At 65.6% G+C, this 18613-nt stretch carries 16 protein-coding genes; 6 read left to right on the top strand and 10 right to left on the bottom strand.

What is annotated here, in order from left to right:
* Positions 1-405: 405 nt before the first annotated feature.
* The gene (locus ABZ293_RS04720; protein WP_355177337.1) at positions 406-1302 is read right to left on the bottom strand and encodes a DoxX family protein; all 897 of its coding nucleotides are present in this window, start codon (positions 1300-1302) and stop codon (positions 406-408) included.
* Positions 1303-1413: 111 nt separating this feature from the next.
* Here ABZ293_RS04720 and ABZ293_RS04715 point away from each other — a divergent pair, with 111 nt between their 5' ends.
* The gene (locus tag ABZ293_RS04715; protein WP_355177336.1) at positions 1414-2520 is read left to right on the top strand and encodes a PQQ-dependent sugar dehydrogenase; all 1107 of its coding nucleotides are present in this window, start codon (positions 1414-1416) and stop codon (positions 2518-2520) included.
* A gap of 65 nt (positions 2521-2585) precedes the next feature.
* On the opposite strand, the gene gatB is transcribed toward ABZ293_RS04715, so the two are convergent.
* The 6 genes from gatB to ABZ293_RS04685 all read right to left on the bottom strand — a co-directional run bounded on the left by gatB (position 2586) and on the right by ABZ293_RS04685 (position 10221).
* On the bottom strand, positions 2586-4091 hold the full coding sequence (gene gatB / locus ABZ293_RS04710) for an Asp-tRNA(Asn)/Glu-tRNA(Gln) amidotransferase subunit GatB (protein WP_355177335.1): 1506 nt from the start codon (positions 4089-4091) through the stop codon (positions 2586-2588).
* A 129-nt stretch (positions 4092-4220) separates the two neighbouring features.
* A complete protein-coding gene (locus tag ABZ293_RS04705) occupies positions 4221-5603 on the bottom strand; it encodes an alpha/beta fold hydrolase (RefSeq protein WP_355177334.1) in 1383 nt (460 codons plus the stop codon).
* A gap of 66 nt (positions 5604-5669) precedes the next feature.
* Positions 5670-6113: a hypothetical protein gene (locus tag ABZ293_RS04700; protein ID WP_355177333.1), complete on the bottom strand. Its 444-nt coding sequence runs from the start codon at positions 6111-6113 to the stop codon at positions 5670-5672.
* 55 nt (positions 6114-6168) lie between these two features.
* Positions 6169-7203, bottom strand: a complete 1035-nt coding sequence (locus ABZ293_RS04695) for an ATP-dependent 6-phosphofructokinase (RefSeq protein ID WP_354954302.1) — start codon at positions 7201-7203, stop codon at positions 6169-6171.
* A gap of 71 nt (positions 7204-7274) precedes the next feature.
* Entirely contained in the window at positions 7275-9161 is a 1887-nt protein-coding gene (locus ABZ293_RS04690; protein ID WP_355177332.1) for a protein kinase, read from the bottom strand.
* Between the two features lie 175 nt (positions 9162-9336).
* Positions 9337-10221 carry a hypothetical protein gene (locus ABZ293_RS04685; RefSeq protein WP_354954298.1) on the bottom strand — a complete coding sequence of 295 codons (885 nt, stop codon included), beginning with the start codon at positions 10219-10221 and terminating at the stop codon, positions 9337-9339.
* 155 nt (positions 10222-10376) lie between these two features.
* Between ABZ293_RS04685 and ABZ293_RS04680 the strand changes: the two genes are divergently transcribed.
* Both ABZ293_RS04680 and ABZ293_RS04675 read left to right on the top strand, forming a co-directional pair.
* A complete protein-coding gene (locus ABZ293_RS04680; RefSeq protein ID WP_355177331.1) occupies positions 10377-10499 on the top strand; it encodes a hypothetical protein in 123 nt (40 codons plus the stop codon).
* Positions 10500-10719: 220 nt separating this feature from the next.
* Positions 10720-11202: an adenosine-specific kinase gene (locus ABZ293_RS04675; protein ID WP_355177330.1), complete on the top strand. Its 483-nt coding sequence runs from the start codon at positions 10720-10722 to the stop codon at positions 11200-11202.
* Positions 11203-11207: 5 nt separating this feature from the next.
* Here the strand turns inward: ABZ293_RS04675 and ABZ293_RS04670 are convergent, their stop codons facing one another.
* From ABZ293_RS04670 to ABZ293_RS04660, 3 genes are all read right to left on the bottom strand, one after another.
* The gene (locus ABZ293_RS04670) at positions 11208-13064 is read right to left on the bottom strand and encodes an ABC transporter ATP-binding protein/permease (RefSeq protein WP_355177329.1); all 1857 of its coding nucleotides are present in this window, start codon (positions 13062-13064) and stop codon (positions 11208-11210) included.
* 86 nt (positions 13065-13150) lie between these two features.
* Positions 13151-14338, bottom strand: a complete 1188-nt coding sequence (locus ABZ293_RS04665; protein WP_355177328.1) for an NADH:flavin oxidoreductase — start codon at positions 14336-14338, stop codon at positions 13151-13153.
* The gene (locus tag ABZ293_RS04660; RefSeq protein ID WP_355177327.1) at positions 14335-14916 is read right to left on the bottom strand and encodes a TetR/AcrR family transcriptional regulator; all 582 of its coding nucleotides are present in this window, start codon (positions 14914-14916) and stop codon (positions 14335-14337) included. Before ABZ293_RS04660 ends, ABZ293_RS04665 begins: the two co-directional genes overlap by 4 nt.
* Positions 14917-15030: 114 nt before the next feature.
* On the opposite strand from ABZ293_RS04660, the gene ABZ293_RS04655 reads away from it, so the two are divergent.
* Genes ABZ293_RS04655 through ABZ293_RS04645 form a run of 3 tightly spaced genes read left to right on the top strand, consistent with a single transcriptional unit; the run spans position 15031 to position 18607 of the window.
* Positions 15031-15669, top strand: a complete 639-nt coding sequence (locus ABZ293_RS04655; RefSeq protein WP_355177326.1) for a hypothetical protein — start codon at positions 15031-15033, stop codon at positions 15667-15669.
* On the top strand, positions 15669-17144 hold the full coding sequence (locus ABZ293_RS04650; RefSeq protein WP_355177325.1) for an FtsW/RodA/SpoVE family cell cycle protein: 1476 nt from the start codon (positions 15669-15671) through the stop codon (positions 17142-17144). Before ABZ293_RS04655 ends, ABZ293_RS04650 begins: the two co-directional genes overlap by 1 nt.
* Positions 17141-18607 carry a penicillin-binding protein 2 gene (locus ABZ293_RS04645; protein ID WP_355177324.1) on the top strand — a complete coding sequence of 489 codons (1467 nt, stop codon included), beginning with the start codon at positions 17141-17143 and terminating at the stop codon, positions 18605-18607. The genes ABZ293_RS04650 and ABZ293_RS04645 overlap by 4 nt, the downstream gene beginning before the upstream one ends.
* Positions 18608-18613: the final 6 nt, after the last annotated feature.

Below are 18613 nucleotides of genomic sequence, written 5' to 3'. Positions count from 1 at the left end.
TCGTTCGGGGTGGGACGCCGTTCTTCAGTGCCCGTAGGGGATTCATCCGTCGTCGCAGCACTTGCCGAACCGCAGGCACTGACCTCACGAAACGCTGTTTCCCATTGGGCTCGAGTGTGATTCGCGCGGCACGCTCGACATCATGGGCACACGATTGCGCCCCTGTCGAAGTGATCGGTACTGCGATCCCATTGTCCGAGAGCGCAGTCCGAGTGCCGTGAGAACGAACGGCGTTCCTCGTGTGCATGCGAGGAACGCCATTCGTGTTTCAGTGACAACTGATTTCGTCAGGACATGGGTAACTCGTCGGGTACTCCCGAAACCCAGCGGGGCACCCAACGCAGGACCTGAACGCGGGCCGCGTGGGCACCCAACTGGTATGGCCTGAATATTCGGGGAGGCGGATCAGAACGGACCAATGCCGGTCAGCGGGTTGCCGCCGTGCAGCCAATACCAGGTGCCGATGGCGGCGGCGATCGCGAGGGTCAGGACGGCGAAGGAGCCGAAGGCGGGGCGGGTGGCCCAGCCGCGGTTGCGGTCGAAGGATAGGCGGCCCGGGCCGGTCAGCAGCAGGACGACGGCGGTGCCCGCGAGGATGGACTCCAGCTCGACGCCGCTCTTGACCGAGGACTTGTACTGGAAGCCCGCAACCATGCCCTGCTTCCACAGCCACGCGTCGATGATCACCGCCAGTACCGCGCCCGCGGCCAACGGACTGGCCAGGCCGAGTACGAGCAGTGCGCCACCGCCGAGTTCACCGGCGATGACCAGGATGGTGGACAGCGTCGCGTGGTCCCAGCCGCCTGCGGCCATCATGTCGCGGGTGCCGTCCAGGCCGGGTCCGTTGAACCAGCCGGTGAGCTTCTGCAGGCCGTGATAGATGAAGGTGCCGCCGACCACCAGCCGCAGCACGAACAGGCCGAGATCGAGTGTGCCGCGGCGGACATCGCCATTGCGGCGGCGCAGCGGGCGGCTCGGCTCGCCAGGACCGTTCGATGCGGGCGGGATGCTGGCGTAGGCGTAGGCGGCGTTCGCGGTGTCATTGGCCCTGGTTTGTTCGCCGACCGAGGGGATCTCGGGATCGAGACCGAGCTCCTCTTCCGTGCGCGGCACGTCTTTCGCCAGTTCGGGACCTCGGCCGCTCGGCGGGGTATCGGAGGGCAGGTTCAGTCTGGGCATCACGCCGGTGGGTGAATCATAGGGGCTGGTCACGCCACGACCGGTGGATGACACCGCCGACTGCTCATCCGTCAACGCGCCCTCGATGCTGGGCGCGGATGTGTCTTTCGGCTTCTCGGTCACGGTCGATACCCTATGCCGACGCGCGCGCCGGTGTGCGGTGCGCATGCGACGGCGTGTCCGTTTCTCGACCCGGAGCAGCACATCGGCTGCGGTTTCCGTAACGTCTGAACCATGAGTTTGGTTGTCGTGGGCCGTATCGCCCTGAGCCTGGCGCTGGGCTCCGTCCTGCTGGTCGGCTGCGCTCGGTTCGACGATTCCGCCTCCAGCCCCTTCACACCTGAACCGACCTTCAGCCCCGCCGAGCCCAAAACGCCGCAGCAGAATCCCTCGCCGCGTCCGCGCCCGACCGGTCCGTGCATCGATCCGGACCCGAATGTGATCACCACCTGCCTGGACTCCACCGGCGGGATCATCGCGTTCGGCGAGGACGCCATGGTCGCCGAGCGGCGCACCGGTCGCATCTACAAGACCGTCGCGGTGGATCCGAGCGATCCGCAGTCGCCTCCGGTCTTGGTCAACCAGGTCGACGTGGACGGCTCCGGTGACGGCGGCATCACCGATATCGCGCTCTCGCCGACCTACCGCGAGGACGGACTCATCTACGCCTACATCACCACCGCGACCGACAACCGGGTGGTGCGCATCGCCGAGAACGGCCCGCCGAAGGACATCCTGACCGGAATTCCGAAGGGGTCCGTTGGCAATCACGGTGCGCTGGAATTCGTCTCGCCGACCGAACTGCTGGTGCTGACCGGCAATGCCGGCAATCCCGGTCTGGCCAGCGCCCCGTCGTCGCTGGCTGGCAAGGTGCTGCGGATCAACTCGCCGTCACCCGGCGCCAATCCGGAGGTCGTGGTCTCCGGTCTCGGCATCGCGGGCGATCTCTGCGATGACGGCAAGGACAGCGTCTGGATCACCGACCGCACCGCGACCGAGGACCGGCTGCAGCACCTGGCCAAGGACGGAACCGTCACTACCGCCTGGACCTGGCCGGATCGGCCCGGCGTCGCGGGCTGCGCGGCCGGTCCGGATGTGGTGGCCATCGCAATGTCGGGGGCGAAGGCGCTCGCCATCGCGAATCCGGATGCGAACACCCACGCGGTGACCGCCGCGCCGACCTTCATCGTGCAGGACAAATACGGCAGGCTCGGCGGGGCGGCGGCCGGTGGTGACGGCACCATCTGGGCGACCACGGTCAACAATGACGACAATCACGGCCCCTTTGACGATCGGGTGATCAAGATCCCGCCGCCGTCGTCAGGCGTCGGCCCGGACTAGCGAGCCCATACGCAACTGGACCGGTCCCGAAGGACCGGTCCAGTCGCGTTGGCGGCAGCCGAAACTCAGGCGCACGCCGCGAGCACGAGTTCGCGTACTCGCGCCGCGTCCGCTTGGCCGCGGGTGGCCTTCATGACATCACCGACGATCTTGCCAGCGGCCTGCACCTTGCCCGAACGGATCTTCTCCGCGATATCCGGATTGGCCTCCAGTGCCTTCTGCACCTCGGCCTGCAGCGCGGTCTCGTCGCTGACCATGCCGAGGCCCTTGGCCTCGACGATCTGCGCCGGATCGCCCGCACCCGCCAATACGAAGTCGACAACCTGCTTGGCGACCTTGTTGTTCACCGTCTTCGATTCGACGAGCTTGATCACCTCGGCCACCTGGGCGGGCGTGATCGGCAGGTCCTCCAGCGAAACCTCACGCTCCTTGGCCTTTTCGGTGAGGTAGGCGACCCACCACGACCTGGCGTCGTTGACCGGGGCGCCCGCGTCGACGGTGGCGATGATGAGATCCAGCGCGCCCGCGTTGACCAGGTCGCGCATGACCTCATCGGACAGCTCCCAGTCGGACTGGATGCGCGCGCGGCGCAACCACGGGTACTCCGGAATGGTGCCGCGCAGCTGCTGCACCCAATCCTGGGCGGGCGCAACGGGTTCCAGGTCCGGCTCGGGGAAGTAGCGGTAATCCTCCGAGGTTTCCTTGACCCGGCCGGACGAGGTGGTGCCGTCGGCCTCGTTGAAGTGCCTGGTCTCCTGCAGGATCGAGCCGCCGTCGGCGAGAATGGCGGCCTGCCGGCGCATTTCGAAGCGGACCGCGACCTCGACGCTCTTGAGCGAGTTGACGTTCTTGGTCTCGGTGCGGGTGCCGAATTCCGTTGCGCCGATGGGCATCAGCGAGACATTGGCATCGCAGCGCAGCGAGCCCTGCTCCATCTTGACGTCGGATACCTGCAGCGACTTCAGAACTTCACGCAATGCGGTCACATACGCGCGCGCCACCTCCGGCGCCCGCTCCCCCGCGCCGGTGACCGGCTTGGTGACGATCTCGATGAGCGGCACTCCGGCCCGGTTGTAGTCCAGCAGCGAATGGCTCGCGCCGTGGATGCGACCGGTCGCGCCACCGATGTGGGTGGACTTGCCGGTGTCCTCCTCCATATGCGCGCGCTCGATCTCGACGCGGAAGGTACTGCCGTCGTCGAGCACAACGTCGAGGTGTCCGTTGGTGGCGATCGGCTCGTCGTACTGGCTGATCTGGTAGTTCTTCGGCTGATCCGGGTAGAAGTAGTTCTTGCGCGCGAAGCGGCCCCACGGGGTGATCGAGCAATTCAGCGCCAGTCCGATCCGAACCGCCGACTCCACGGCCTGCTGATTCACCACCGGCAGCGAGCCGGGCAGACCGAGGCATACCGGGCATACCTGAGTGTTGGGAGCCGCGCCGAACTCGGTCGGGCAACCGCAGAACATCTTGGTCGCGGTGTTGAGCTCGACGTGAACCTCCATGCCGAGCACCGGCTCGAACCGGTCGATGACATCGGCATAGTCCATCAAGTCGACGGTGGGGGCACTCATGACTCCGCCTCGCTGACGCTCGGCTCCGTCATGACCGCACCCATGGCGGCTGTGCCGATTGTTGGCTCGCTGCGCTCGCTCATAGCGATCAGTCTATTGACCCGCTCACCGGCCCCGCCACGCGGTTGGTCAGCGGGTCGGGGCGTGCTGCGACAGCCACGCGGTGACGTAGCCGAGGACCTCGGGCGAGATGGTGGTTTCGATGGTGGTGTACTCGCTGGGCAGGCCGGAGTTCGCGGGTTGCATGAGGTGGTTGAGGCGGGGGAACACGTGCACGGTGGCGTCGGGATCGGCGGCGAGGCGATCGCGCATCGGCTGCTCGTTCTGGGTGGCGAGCACCTGCAGGTCCTTGGTGCCGAAGAACGCGAGGACCGGGATGTGCAGGGCCGAGAGTGCGGGCGCCGGATCGTAACTGATGAAGGCCGCCATATAGGGCGTGTTGTAGGCGTTGAGCACGTCGGCGGACGCGCGCTGCTCCGGCGGGAGGGACTCGTTGTGCCGTTGGCCGAGATCCTTGGCTCCGGCGAGATCGCCGGAGCGGATCAGGTTGGTCCAGTCGGTGATGTAGGCGACCTGCTCATCCACCCGCGACTGCGGTGCGCCGGCCGCGGTCAGCAGTGCGCGGTTCTGTTCGATCAGCACCTCCCAGCCCGGTACCGACGGACCGGCCATCAGGATCGCGAAGGCGATGCCGCTGTCCGGGCGCGCGGCCACCAGCGGTGCGAGGTAGCCGCCCTCGCTGTGGCCGAACAGGCCGACGTGGGCCGGGTCGATGTCCGGACGGGCACGCAGGAACTTCACACCGGCCGCGGCGTCATCGGCCAGGTCGGTGTAGTTGGCGTTATCGAGTTTGCCGCTGGTGCCGCCGACGCCGCGGTCATCGGTGCGCAGTACGGCGTAGCCCGCGCGGGTGAACGTATCGGCCAGCAGCAGAAAAGGCTTGTGGCCCATGAGTTCTTCGTTGCGGTCCTGTGCGCCGCTGCCGGAGATCAGCAGAATCGCCGGAAACGGTCCGTTGCCCTCGGGCTCGGTCAGTGTGCCCGCGATGGTGATATCGCCATTGCGGTAGGTGACATCCTCGGATCGGTACGGATACGGCGGTTTCGGCTCCTGTGGGCGCGTGGCCTGCTCGACCTTGCCCGGTTGCAGCGTCAGCGGCAGGCTCTGCCCCGCCTGACGGAACTCGCCGACGATACGGTCGGAACCCTTGTCGAACTTGCCCGCGAATGCCGGGTCGCCCGGCACGTCGGGAATCGCGAATGCCACCCGATCCGGTTGCGTGGAAACATCTTTCAACTGCGCGCCGTGCACACCCTGCAGCGGAATGTCGATGGTGGCGCTGCCGTTATCGGCAAAGCTCACCCCGACCGACAGCGGCGCACCGGGCGCTTCGATGGCGCCGTGCCAGTCTCCGGTGAGCGAGGGCGGCGCACCCTTATCGGATGACGAGCACCCCACCACCACGGTGACGATCAGGAACACAACCGAGACGAACCATCGCCCATTGCGCATGCCGCAAGACTACCGACCCCTGCGACCGGTTCCGGCGAAAACACGATGCCGACAGCACCGCACTCCTCACGCCCCGCGCGCGTATCGAACCGCCGCGGCGATCGCTTCCATATCGAGTTCCAGCGTGGGGTCGTCCTCCTGCGCCTCCTGGAATTCCAGGATCGCATCCGGTACGCCGCCGCGCCGCGCGACCGCCAGCAGTTCCCGGCGCACGAAGGCACCGAGCGGCAGTTCGGCGGCCCGAGCCCGGCGGCCGAACATGCCGAGCACGTCGGCGGGCAGGTCGTATACCTGGATGAGCGTCAGTGCGGCGGAGTCGAATGCCGGAGTCAGATCACGGCCCTGGGACTCCAGGAATTCCACGATCGTGTCCACCGAAGTTCGCCTACGCGCCATCGCGATCAGTTCCTGACGAACGACATCCTCGACCGCTATACCCGCGGCACGGGCACGGCGGCGGAACACCGCGACAGCATCGGTGGGCAGATCGGATACCCGGAGTTGAGCCACGGTGACCAGAGTAGCTGTGCCACAACCGATTCGGCAGGTCTCGATTGTGCAACAACTAGCCGAAAAACGCCTCGGCTTCGCGATATCGATCCTCGGGTACGCGCTTGAGCTGCTTGGTGGCCTCGGATAACGGCACCAAATCGATGGAAGTGCCGTGCAGCGCGACCATTTGACCGAAATGCCCGGCATGTACGGCCTCGGCGGCGTGCAATCCGAAGCGGGTGGCCAGCACCCGGTCGTACGGGGTCGGGCTGCCGCCGCGCTGGACGTGGCCGAGCACCGTGGTGCGGACCTCCTTGCCGATGCGGCGTTCGATCTCGGGGCCGAGCTGCTGGGCGACACCGGTGAACCGCTCGTGGCCGAATTCGTCGATACCCCCTTCGCGCAGCGCGAAACCGGTATCCGGGGCGGGATGCGCGCCCTCGGCGACCACGCAGATGAAATGCTTGTCTCCGCGTTGGAAGCGGCGCTTGATCATCGTGCACACCTCGTCCACATCGAAGGGCACCTCGGGGACCAGTGTCAGATGTGCGCCCGCCGCCATCCCCGAGTTGATCGCGATCCAGCCCGCGTGCCGGCCCATCACCTCGACCAGCATGACGCGCTGATGCGATTCCGCGGTGGTGTGCAGCCGGTCGATCGCCTCGGAGGCGATGGACAGCGCGGTGTCGTGGCCGAAAGTGACATCGGTGCAGTCGATGTCGTTATCGATGGTCTTCGGTACGCCGACCACCGGGACGCCCTCATCGGACAGCCAGCTGGCCGCGGTGAGCGTGCCTTCGCCGCCGATGGGGATCAGCGCCTCGATGCCGTTGTCGTCGAGGGTCCGCTTGATCTGGTCCAATCCGGCGCGCAGCTTATCGGGATTGGTACGGGCGGTGCCGAGCATGGTGCCGCCCTTGGTGAGCAGGCGGTCGGTGCGATCGTCGTTGTGGATGGTGATCTTTCGATTTTCCAGTAGGCCGCGCCAGCCGTCCTCGAAGCCGATGATCGCGTCGCCGTAGCGTCCGTTCGCGGTGCGAACGATGGCACGGATGACCGCGTTCAGTCCTGGACAGTCGCCGCCTCCGGTCAAGACTCCGATGCGCATGGCGCATATCTTGCACCGCTTTGCGCGATCATGTGGCCGCACCCCCATGAACCTTGGGTAACGGCTATGCCTCAATACACATAGACAATCGCGTTCTCGCCGCCGCTACAGGTCGCGAATTGATCACCAGCGGTGCAATTCATTGTGTAGTCGCGATTGCTGACCGGGCTGTGCGCACTGATCGAGCGGTCGGTGATGGCGGTGTCGCCACCGTCGGCGTACGCCTTGCGGACCTCCTCGGCGAAGGCGCAGCTGGTGACCGTGGTGCCGATCGCGGATGACGTGAAGCGGCCGAGGGCCGGATAGAGCTGGGCGCACGGCTTGGCACCTGCGGGCAGGCGGGCGGACGTGGTCGGCTGCGCGGAATGCTCGCCGAAACCGTTGCGCACATACCAGCCGACAGCGCCCGCGATGACGAGGACCACCAGTGCCGCGACGACCCACCCGACGCGCCGCGATCGGCGCGCGGACGTCGGTGACCGATCCGGTGGATACGGTGCGTCGGATTGGGGCATCGGCATGCCGGAGGTTTTCGCGAGGGCCTCGGTGGTGGCGTCGAGTATCGGATCCGATGGATGCCGGGGCACGATCGTCGACTCCAGCCCGGTGATCGGCTGCGGGCCGCTGGTTGAATGCGGGCTGCCGGTCGGGTGTGGGCCACCGGTTGGATGCAGCCTGCTGGGTGCCTGTGGCCCCTTGGTCAACGGCGGCACACCGGGTGACTGCGACCCCTTGGACGACTGCGATACACCGGGCGACTGCGACCCCTTGGACGACTGCGATACACCGGGTGACTGCGACCCCTTGGACGACTGCGATACACCGGGCGACTGCGACCCCTTGGACGACTGCGACCCTATGGTCGACTGCCGCACACTGGGTGACTGCGGCCCACTGGTCGACCGCTGTCCCCTGGTCGGCTGCGGCTCGGCGATCGGTCGCGGCCCACTGATGGATGGCGGTCCCGCCACCGACCGCGGCCCACCTGGCGAGGACGCTCCGCCCGCCGACTGACGCCCCACCGTCGATTCAGGTCCGAATGCCGGAAATACGACGGTGGCCGGGGCGCGCGACGGGCGCTGGGATATCTGCGCGGTCGGCAATTCCGAATTCGGCAGCGACGATGTGCCCGAGACCGCCGCCCTAGCCGCCGCGGCCAGCGCACCGGCCGTCGGGTAGCGATCGGCGGGCTCCTTGGCCATGCCGCGCGAGATCACCTCGTCCAGTGCGGCGGGCAGTTCGGCACGCATGGTGGTCGGCCGTGGTGGCGGTGTCGAAAGATGAGCCCGGATAAGCGAACTCATGCCGTCCGATGGGAAAGGTTGGGCACCGGTGAGGCATTCGAATAGCACGCAGGCCAGTGAGTAGACGTCGGCGGTGCCGCCGATCGGGGTGATATCGAATCGTTCCGGCGCGATATAGCTATAGGAGCCGATGGCCTGGCCGGTCGCGGTCACGCTCGGATCGCTTTCGGAGCGGGCGATGCCGAAATCGGCGAGGTACGCAAAATCCGAGGGGGTGACCAGAATATTGGCCGGTTTGACGTCGCGATGCACCAAGCCCTCGGCATGCGCGGCATCGAGCGCGGCCGCGACCTGTTCGATGATGCCGACCGCGCGGGCGGGGCTCAGCGGACCCTTGTCCCGCAGCACCGAGCGCAGATCACTGCCGCGAACCAGTCGCATATCGATATAGAGGACACTCTCGATCTCGCCCCAGTCGTGGATCGGGATGACGTGCGGTTCGGCCAGCCGGGCGGCAACCCGGGATTCCTGCCGGAACCGCCGCTGGAACCGCGGATCGCCCGCCAGTCCCACCGGCAGCAGTTTGACCGCAACCACCCGGTCCTTGACCGTGTCGTATGCCTCGTAGACCTCCCCCATACCGCCGCGGCCGAGCAGGGCGCGCAATTCGTAGGGGCCGAATCGCGTACCGGCCCGCGACTCCGTGTCGTCCACCCCGTCTACCTCCACCTCGCGGCCACGACCCCACGGTCGTGGTCCGGCGACCTCATCCGATAAGTCGGGATTGTCGGGTGCCGCCGTTACCCGGTCCAGTGTGCGCGCTCAGGTCGCCGCCTGCGCAGCCATCATGGCCGCGCAGGCGAACGCCGCTGTATGGCACCGCGCCCGATCAGGAACAGGCGCCACCGGATAGTTCATCGAGATGCTGTGAGATCACCGTGGCCAGTCGATCCAGGATGTTCATACCGTCGGAGAATGAGCCCGAATCGGGTTGTACGGCAATGGCGATCGCTATCCGACCGCCCGGTCCCTCGATCAGACCGAACTGACGAACCAAATAGGAGCCGGAGGTATCCGGGCCCCAGCCGCCCTTGAATTCCGCGCCGGCGAGCCCGCCGAGGCCCCAGCGCTGACTCGACGTGATCTGCTCCATCAGGTCGATCACACCCGCGGCCTGTGGCAGACACGGTAGTCGGGAGGCGAATCTGACCTGCTCGGTCAGCGCCCAGTCCGCCTGCCCGAATGCCGAGGCATCCGATCGGACCTTGGTGGCGGGCACCGTGGTCTTGGTATCGCCGCCCTCGCGCAGGACGGTCTCGACCGCCTTGGCCGCATCCTGGCCGGTACCGAGCGACTGCCAGAGGGTATCCGCCGCCGCATTGTCGGACTGGGTGATCGCAGCGGTCGCCGCATAGCTCGAACTCGTCGAGCTCTTGCGGAATGCGGCGATCGTCAACGGAACCTTCATCGTCGACCAGGCGGGTCCGGTGGTCCAGTCGCCGAAGGTCACCATCTTCTGGCCGCCGACCGGCATGACCGCCATGCCGAGCTTGCCGTGCACACTCACCTGCAGTTCCTGGAATCCGGCCGCCAGCGTGCCCGGCACGGTGAAGGACAGTTGCTGCTGGTCGGTATGCGCCGCGGCCGCGGTGATGCTGGTCTGCGCTACCGAATTCCTACCGGTGTCCGCACCGCATCCGACCAGGACGAGCAGTCCAGTCAGCGCGGTACCGCCGACTGCCATCCGCAGGCGCCGGGTTCGATCAAAATACATACTTCGACACATTCTCGTTTCGAACTCCCCCGGGTTTCGATGTCAATACGGCATCCCGACACCGTACTTGGCATTCGCGATGGCCGCCCACCGCAACCGCGCCGAGGTCGCCGAACCGCGCACAGCGACAACGGCTTACGACGTGGTCGAACAGTATGAACACCGCGACTCGCACACCCGGTCGGTATCGGTCGGCCGGAATCGGCAGCGACACTCCCGTGCCGCTGGCGGCCGACCGCACCCGTGAACTCATCCTTCAGAACGTACTCGACGGTTGATCACATCCCACTTTCGCCAGGTAATGACGCAAATGTGACACCGCACCGCGCCTGCGCCGAACCCAGTCGCAGACAAGGGCTCTCATGACTGCGTCGGCATCCCGGGATCGACACCCACCGCGCGAATGATCGGCTTTTCGCTGGTCGGCGCCCCGGCGGTCCCGCAGGCAAGGGCGTGTCGCCCTGGTGCACAAGCGCGCAGGCGGCGCAGGATAGGGCAATGGAGCTGACTTCGGTACACATCGATAAGCCGGACGATCTCAATGTCATCATCGGGCAGGCTCACTTCATCAAGACCGTTGAGGATCTGCACGAGGCACTGGTTGGGATCAGTCCGCATCTGCGGTTCGGGTTGGCATTCTGTGAGGCGTCGGGGCCGCGATTGGTCCGGACCTCCGGTAATGACGATGAGCTGACCGAACTCGCCACCAAGAATGCGGTCGCGCTGGGCGCGGGACATTCGTTCATCGTCTTTCTACGCGAGGGGTATCCGGTCAATGTGCTCAATGCGGTGCGGCTAGTTCCCGAGGTCTGCGGAATCTATTGTGCGACAGCCAATCCGGTTGAGGTCCTGATTGCCGAGACCGAGCTGGGACGGGGGATTCTCGGCGTTGTCGACGGTGGCGCACCGCTGGGTGTCGAAGGTCCGGACGACCAGCGCGACCGCAAACAGTTGCTGCGCCGGATCGGTTACAAGTTGTAGACAGCTCACCGTTTACCGGGGTAATTCGGCGCGAACAACCACCCGCCACCGCCGGTGAGTTCGAGCCGGGCGGTGTGGTGCTGATCGACCGTTGTGCGGTGGGCGGTGCTGAACAAAATGATGTCGGGGAGTTCGGTGCGGATGAGAGTGTAGAGGGCGAATTCCAAACCTTCGTCCACGGCCGAGGTCGCCTCGTCCAGGAATGCCGCCTCGGGACGGATCAGGATAATCCGAGCGAATGCCAATCGCTGCTGTTCACCGGGCGAGAGGATATTCGCCCAATCGGCCTCCTCGTCCAATCTGATTGCCAGATGCCCGAGTTGTACCTTGGTCAGGGCGGCACTCAGCTCCGCATCGGTGGCGCTCTCGGGTGCCGCGGGATAGGTGACGGCCGTGCGCAGATCGCCCAGCGGGATATACGGAAGTTGCGAGAGGAACAAGGTGCCGCTGGCCTCCGGTCGACCGACTACACCACTGGTATAGGGCCACATCTCCGCGATGGCGCGCAACAGCGTCGTCTTGCCGGTCCCGGAAAGCCCCTTGACGACCACCGCATCCCCGCTGCGCAGCCGCAGATTCAACTCCTCGATCAGGACAACGCCGTCGGGCTTCGACACGTCGACCTTTGTCAACTCCACCGAACCGTCCAACGCACGCACGCCGATGGTGGGCAGTTCGCGCGATTGCGCACTTGCCTCGACGAGACCGTACAGACGCAGCATGGTCGCGCGGAAGGCCGCGAATTGGCTGTAGCTGTTGCGGAAGAACGACAGCGACTCCTGGATCTGCCCGAATGCGGAACCGGTCTGATTGACATCGCCGAGTGTGAGCGTCCCGACGAAGAAGTGCGGCGCCTGGATGAGCCAAGGAAAGACCTTGGCCGTCTCCGTCGCCGCCTCATTCCAGCCGATGAAACGGGTAGTGAACAGGACCAGGCGATAGTAGACGCGCAGCACTTCCGCGAATAGCGTACGCAATCCCATACTTTCCGCGCCCCCGCCGCGGTAGAACGCGATGCGTTCCGCGTTCTCGCGCAATCGGACCAGTGCATAGCGGAAGTCGGCCGTGACGGCCTGATATCGGAAGCCGAGCCCGATCAGTGGACGGCCGAGCCAGAACGCGACGGCCGTGGCCACCAGCACGTAGACGAACACCAGGAACACCATGGCCCGTGGAATTTCGACGCCGAAAAGATACAGCGGCTCCGAAAGGTGCCAAAGGATCTCGCTGAAGGACACCACCGACACAACAGCGGTGACGGCCCCGAGCGACAGCGTCCGGGCACTCGCGATCATATCGCCGACATCCTGCTGGATGCGCTGGTCCGGGTTATCGATGGGATGGTCGATAAATCGGGTCCGATAGAAGGCCCGATCCCCGATCCACGTTTCGGTGAGATGGTCGGTAAGCCAACGGCGCCAGCCGATTTCGAAGACCTGACCGAGATAGAAATCCAACTGAGTGCGCAACACCTCGACGGAAGCGAGCAAGGCGAAGATGGCCAGCGAATGCCAGAACGCGTTCTGGGCGGCATCGAGCCCGGGGCCGTCACGGCGCCCCATCGCCTGGGCGGCACGCTGTAGGGCCGAGAACATGTCATTGCCCTGATAGGACAGCAGCACCTGCACCCGGACCGATAAAATGGCACTCAACATCAGCACCGCGACCAACGGGACACTGCGCAATGCCGCGCTACCGGTGAAGAACGCGCCGGTGACGATCCGGAAATGTCGACCCCATACGGTGATCCGCAGCAATAATGCCGCGACAAGGAGAAAGACGACGGCGGTGATCGGGAAGGCAATGAGCAGCCACCGCGCCGACCCGGCGAGTTCGTCGCTCCAGTCGCGTGACGCAGACACCGCAGTCTCCGATCGTTTCCAGGCAGCATCGAAACAGCAGTCGAGAATTCGCCCGGCATCGGGCGCGCGAATGCCAACGTTACTTGCTACCTGGGCAAACTCGGTGGATCCTGATCGACTCGCAACACACAGCGGGTCCGGGTGTAGATCGTCGGCATGCACTCGTTGCAGTGGATACATGCCGACCGCGTGCGCTGATCGGCTTGGATGCGGCGCAGCAGATCCGGTTCGCGCAGCAGCGCCCGCCCCATCGCGACGAAATCGAAACCCTCCGCCATTGCCCGCTGCATGGTGTCGAAGTCGGTAATACCGCCCAGCAGGATCAGCGGCATCGAGAGTTCACTGCGGAACTGGCGGGCGCGCTCGAGCAGGTACGCGTCACGATACGGATACTCACGCAGGAAGGCCCGGCCCATCAGGCGAAAGCCCCATCGGGCGGGCGCGGGAAGCACTTTCGCGAATTCCTTGCGCGGTGCGGCGCCATGGAACAGCAGCATCGGGTTGAGCAATGAGCTACCGGCGGTCAACTCCAGGGCGTCCAACGCACCGTCCGCCTCCAGCCACGACGCCACCCGCAACGATTCCGGAACCGAAAGTCCGCCGCGCACACCGTCTTCCATATTCAATTTGGCAATGACGGCCAAACGGTCGCCCACCGCTTCGCGCACCGCGAGCGCGACCTCGCGAGCAAGTCGGGCCCGATTGACCGGGGATCCGCCATAGCGGTCCTTGCGCCGATTCAGCAGCGGACTCAGGAACGAACTCACCAAATAGTTATGACCGAAATGGATTTCGACCGTATCGAAACCCGCTTGCTCGGCCAGTCGAGCCGCATTCGCGAAATCTGCGATGACCGTGGCAATTTCGGACAGATCCGGAACATGCATGGGGCGCATGCCGAGTGGACTGAACATCCGACTCGGCGCCAATGCGGGTGCGCGATTGGATGCGGCATTGGCCACCGGGCCGGCATGTCCGAGTTGGGCGCTGGCCGCCGCACCCTCGGCGTGCACCGCGTCGGTGAGCTTGCGCAGTCCCGGCACGGCCTCCGGGCGCATCCAGATCTGATGGCGGTCGGTGCGTCCGCCCGGTGACGTGGCGCAGTAGGCGAGTGTGGTCATCCCGACACCACCGGCCGCGACTTCCCGATGGAAATCGATCAATTCGTCGGTGACCAGCGCATTCGGCGTCCGCCCCTCGAAGGTCGCGGACTTGATCACCCTGTTGCGCAACGTGACCGGGCCCAGCGTGGCCGGCGCGAATATCTCGTTCATTTCTGCTGTCCCGTCGTCGCGGTGAGTCCGGCGACCACGAAATCGCGCAGTGTGCGCACCGCCTCGTCCGACATCTCACGCTCCCCGGTTTCGACACCACCGAACTGCACGATGATCAATTCGAATGCCAACGCCCACCGCCGCCGACTCTCGGATTCACTCACCTCCGGCAGCAAACCGATCCAGTCGTCCATCCGGAACCACGGCCGACGCCACACCGTCGGATGCCGTCCGAGGACGACCTGGGCCAGCAGCCGCAGGTGCAGCCGCCCGACCGGATCGGCCGCCAGCCCGATGAACGGCTCGATCACCGCGTCCACGACCGTCGCCACCGATCCGTGCGCATCGGTCACCTCGGTCAGCCGTTCGGCCCACAGCGATCCGAGCCGATCCTCCAGTAGCGCCGCGACCAGCGCCTCCTTCGACCCGAAGTGATAGTGCACCGCGGCCGAATTCGCCCCCGCCGCCGCACACACCGCCCGCACCGAGACGTCGTCATATCGCTCGGTCAGCAATAGCCGCTCAGCCGCGAGCAGTAGCCGCTCCCGCGTCCCCGTCGCCGTTGTCCGCTCCGTCATGCACCGAGTCAACCACGATTCCAATCATCGATTCAAGCATTGATTGAATCGATGATTGAAAGGCGCGGAGCTATCATTGGGCCACCTCGATACCGGCGAGGTTTTCGCGGCGCGGTGCCGCCCGAGACGCCGCCGCCGAGTAAATCCCACCGGCTGCGCTGGATTCTGCTGGCGGTCGCCCTAGTGGCGGCCGCGGCTGTCGGATTGCTGGTCGGCTACAAGATGATTCGCAGCAACTACTACGTGGGTGCGGATAGCGGCCAGGTCGTCATCCTGCGCGGACTCCCGGGTTCGGTGCTCGGATATTCGATCCACGAGGTCGAATCGGTCGGCTGTGTCGACACCAGCGGCACCCTCACGCTGAAGCAGCCCAATGAGGGTCTGCCGGCGAGGTGCAAGGCGCTCGAGGTGTCCGATCTCAAGCAGACCGGGCGCGATCAGGTTGACAAGGGTCTGCCGCCGGGTTCGCTGGATGATGCCCGCAAGCAGATGCAGACCCTGGCGCAGAAGGAACTGCTGCCCGTCTGCCCGCCCAAGGAGGCGGTGCCCCAGCCCGGCGTCGTTCCGCCCGCCGAACCGCCCGCAGCGCCCGGTGCGCCCGCGCCCACGCCTGTTGCTCCGACCGGCGAGAACCATCAGCCGCCCGCACCGCAGCAGCCGAGCGAGACCAAGATCCCCGACGTCAAGACCCCGACGGCGACCGCGTCGTCGAACCCCCAGACGGCGGGGGAGCCTTGCCGGGTGACGGACTGATGTCCGCTCCGGCACCGCCGTCCGCTGGGGCCTTTCCCAGTCCTCCTGGCGGATTCGCGCCCGCGCCGCCGCCGTCGACCAGACGCAACGCCGAACTCTTATTGCTCGCCGGTGCGACAGCGATCGTCACCATCTCACTGTTCCTGGTGGAGGCGAGCCAGGAACAATCGGTCACCTTGGACATCGCCAAGTACGGTCTCGCCTATCTCGCCCTGTTCGCCGTGGCACATCTGGCAGTGCGGCGCTTCGCTCCATTCGCCGATCCACTCCTGCTTCCGATTGCGGCGCTGCTCAATGGACTCGGCCTGGTACTGATCCATCGGCTCGATCTCGCCGATGCGCAAACGGCCGTGTACAACTCCTGGCCGATTCCCTCCCCCGATGCCAATCAACAGATCCTGTGGACCGGCCTGGGGATGATCATCTTCATCACGATCCTGGTCGTGCTGCGCGATTACCGAACGCTGGCGCGCTACAGCTACACCCTAGGCCTCATCGGCCTTGTCGCGCTGACGATTCCGGCATTGCTGCCGGGTGCGTATTCGGAGACCAATGGCTCCAAGATCTGGATCCGGCTGCCCGGATTGAGTGTGCAGCCGGGTGAATTCGCCAAGATCCTGCTGATCATTTTCTTCGCCTCGGTGCTGGTCGCCAAGCGCGATCTGTTCACCGCGGCCGGGCGGCATTTCCTCGGCATGGAGTTCCCGCGCGCCCGCGACCTCGGGCCGATCCTGGTCGTCTGGATCGTCTGCATCGGGGTACTGGTCTTCGAAAAGGACCTCGGCACTTCGCTGTTGATCTTCAGCACCGTGCTGGTGATGCTCTACATCGCGACCGAACGCGTCGGCTGGCTCGTTATCGGCGGCGTGCTGCTGACCATCGGATTCTTCTTCGCCTACCAGGCCTTCAGCCATGTGCGGGTGCGCACGCAGACCTGGCTGCACCCGTTCGCCGATTACAACAACACCGGCTACCAGATCTCACAGTCGCTGTTCGGATTGGCCACCGGCGGACTTGCGGGCACCGGCCTGGGCAGCGGGCGGCCCTCTCAGGTGCCTTTCGCCAAGACCGACTTCATCATCACCACCATCGGCGAGGAACTCGGCCTGTTCGGACTCGCCGCGGTGCTGCTGCTGTTCCTGGTGTTCGTGGTGCGCGGCCTGCGGACCGCGCTGGCCGTGCGTGACAGTTTCGGCAAGCTGCTGGCGGCAGGGCTGGCCTTCACCATCGCGATCCAGCTGTTCGTGGTGGTCGGCGGTGTCACCAAACTGATTCCGCTGACCGGCCTCACCACCCCGTTCATGTCCTACGGTGGTTCGTCGCTGCTGGCCAACTACGCACTGCTGGCCCTGTTGATCAAGGTGTCCGACGCGGCCCGTGCCCCGGCGCCGGTGCGCAAGAAGGATGCGGTGGCGCCGATCGCAGAGGCGTCGACCGAACTCCTGCGCAAACCGGAAGCGAGGCCGCAGGAATGAACACACCGCTACGACGGGTCGCGGTCGCGGTGATGCTCATGATCGTCGCGCTGCTGATCAACGCCACCTACGTGCAAGTGATCAAGGCCGACGACTACCGCACCGATCCACGCAACTCCCGCGTACTGCTCGACGAGTACGCGCGCCAGCGCGGACAGATCTCCGCGGGCGGCACCGTATTGGCCAGTTCGGTCGCGACCGAGGACCGCTACAAGTACCTGCGCACCTATCCGACGGATCCGGCGGCGTACGCCCCGGTCACCGGTTTCTACTCGATGCAGTACGGCAGCACGGGTTTGGAGCGTGCCGAGGATACGGTGCTCAACGGCTCGGACAACTCGCTGTTCGGGCGCCGCCTGATCGACATGATCTCCGGTCGTGATCCACGCGGCGGCAATGTGCTCACCACGCTGGATCCGATGATGCAGCAGGTGGCCTACGAGCAGTTGACCGCGAAGGGCTTCACCGGCTCAGTGGTGGCGATCGAGCCGAGTACCGGCAAGATTCTCACCATGGTCTCCACCCCCAGCTACGATCCCAACCTGCTGTCCGGCCACGATGGCGCCCAGGGCACCAAGTCTTGGGAAGAGCTGAGTGCGGACCAGCGCCAACCCATGTTGAATCGTGCTGTGTCGCAGACCTATCCGCCGGGTTCCACCTTCAAGGTGGTCGTCACCGCCGCCGCGTTGGCCAACGGCACCGCCACCCCGGATGACCAATTCACCGCCGCACCCAACATCACCCTGCCCGGCACCACCACGACGCTGGAGAATTACAACGGCTCGACCTGCGGAAACGGCCCGACCGCGACGCTCACCGAGGCCTTCCGCAGATCCTGCAATACCGCCTTCGTCGAACTCGGCCTCAAGGTCGGCGCCTCGAATCTGAAGGATGAGGCCGCCGCATTCGGCATCGGCGCGCACCGCGGCATCCCGATTCCGGTGGCCGAGAGCACCGTCGGCACCATTCCGGACAACGCCGCACTGGCCCAGAGCAGCATCGGCCAGCGCGACGTCGCACTCACCCCACTGGACAATGCAGTTATTGCCGCGACCATCGCGAACGGCGGCGTCCGCATGGAGCCGTACCTGGTCGACCAGCTGCAGGGGCCCGATCTGAGCGAGCTCTCGAAAAATAAACCCGTCTCAGTCGGACAAGCCGTCAGCGCCCAGGTAGCGTCGACGCTGACCAACCTGATGATCGCGTCGGAGGACAACACCGTCGGACACGGCCAAACCCGGTACCAAATTGCCTCTAAGACCGGAACCGCCGAGCACGGCAGCAATCCGCGCAACACGCCACCACACGCCTGGTACATCGCCTTCGCCCCCGCACAGAACCCCAAGATCGCCATCGCGGTGATCGTGGAGAACGGTGGCGATCGGGCGCTGGCCGCTACCGGTGGCTCGGTGGCCGCGCCGATCGCCCGCGCGGTGCTTGACGCCGGTTTGCGAGGGCGCTGAGAGATA

The organism is Nocardia sp. NPDC005998 (genome assembly GCF_040614395.1).
GTDB lineage: Bacteria > Actinomycetota > Actinomycetes > Mycobacteriales > Mycobacteriaceae > Nocardia.
Note: the sequence above shows the minus strand (reverse complement) of the source record. Positions and strands in the feature narration are given on the sequence as shown.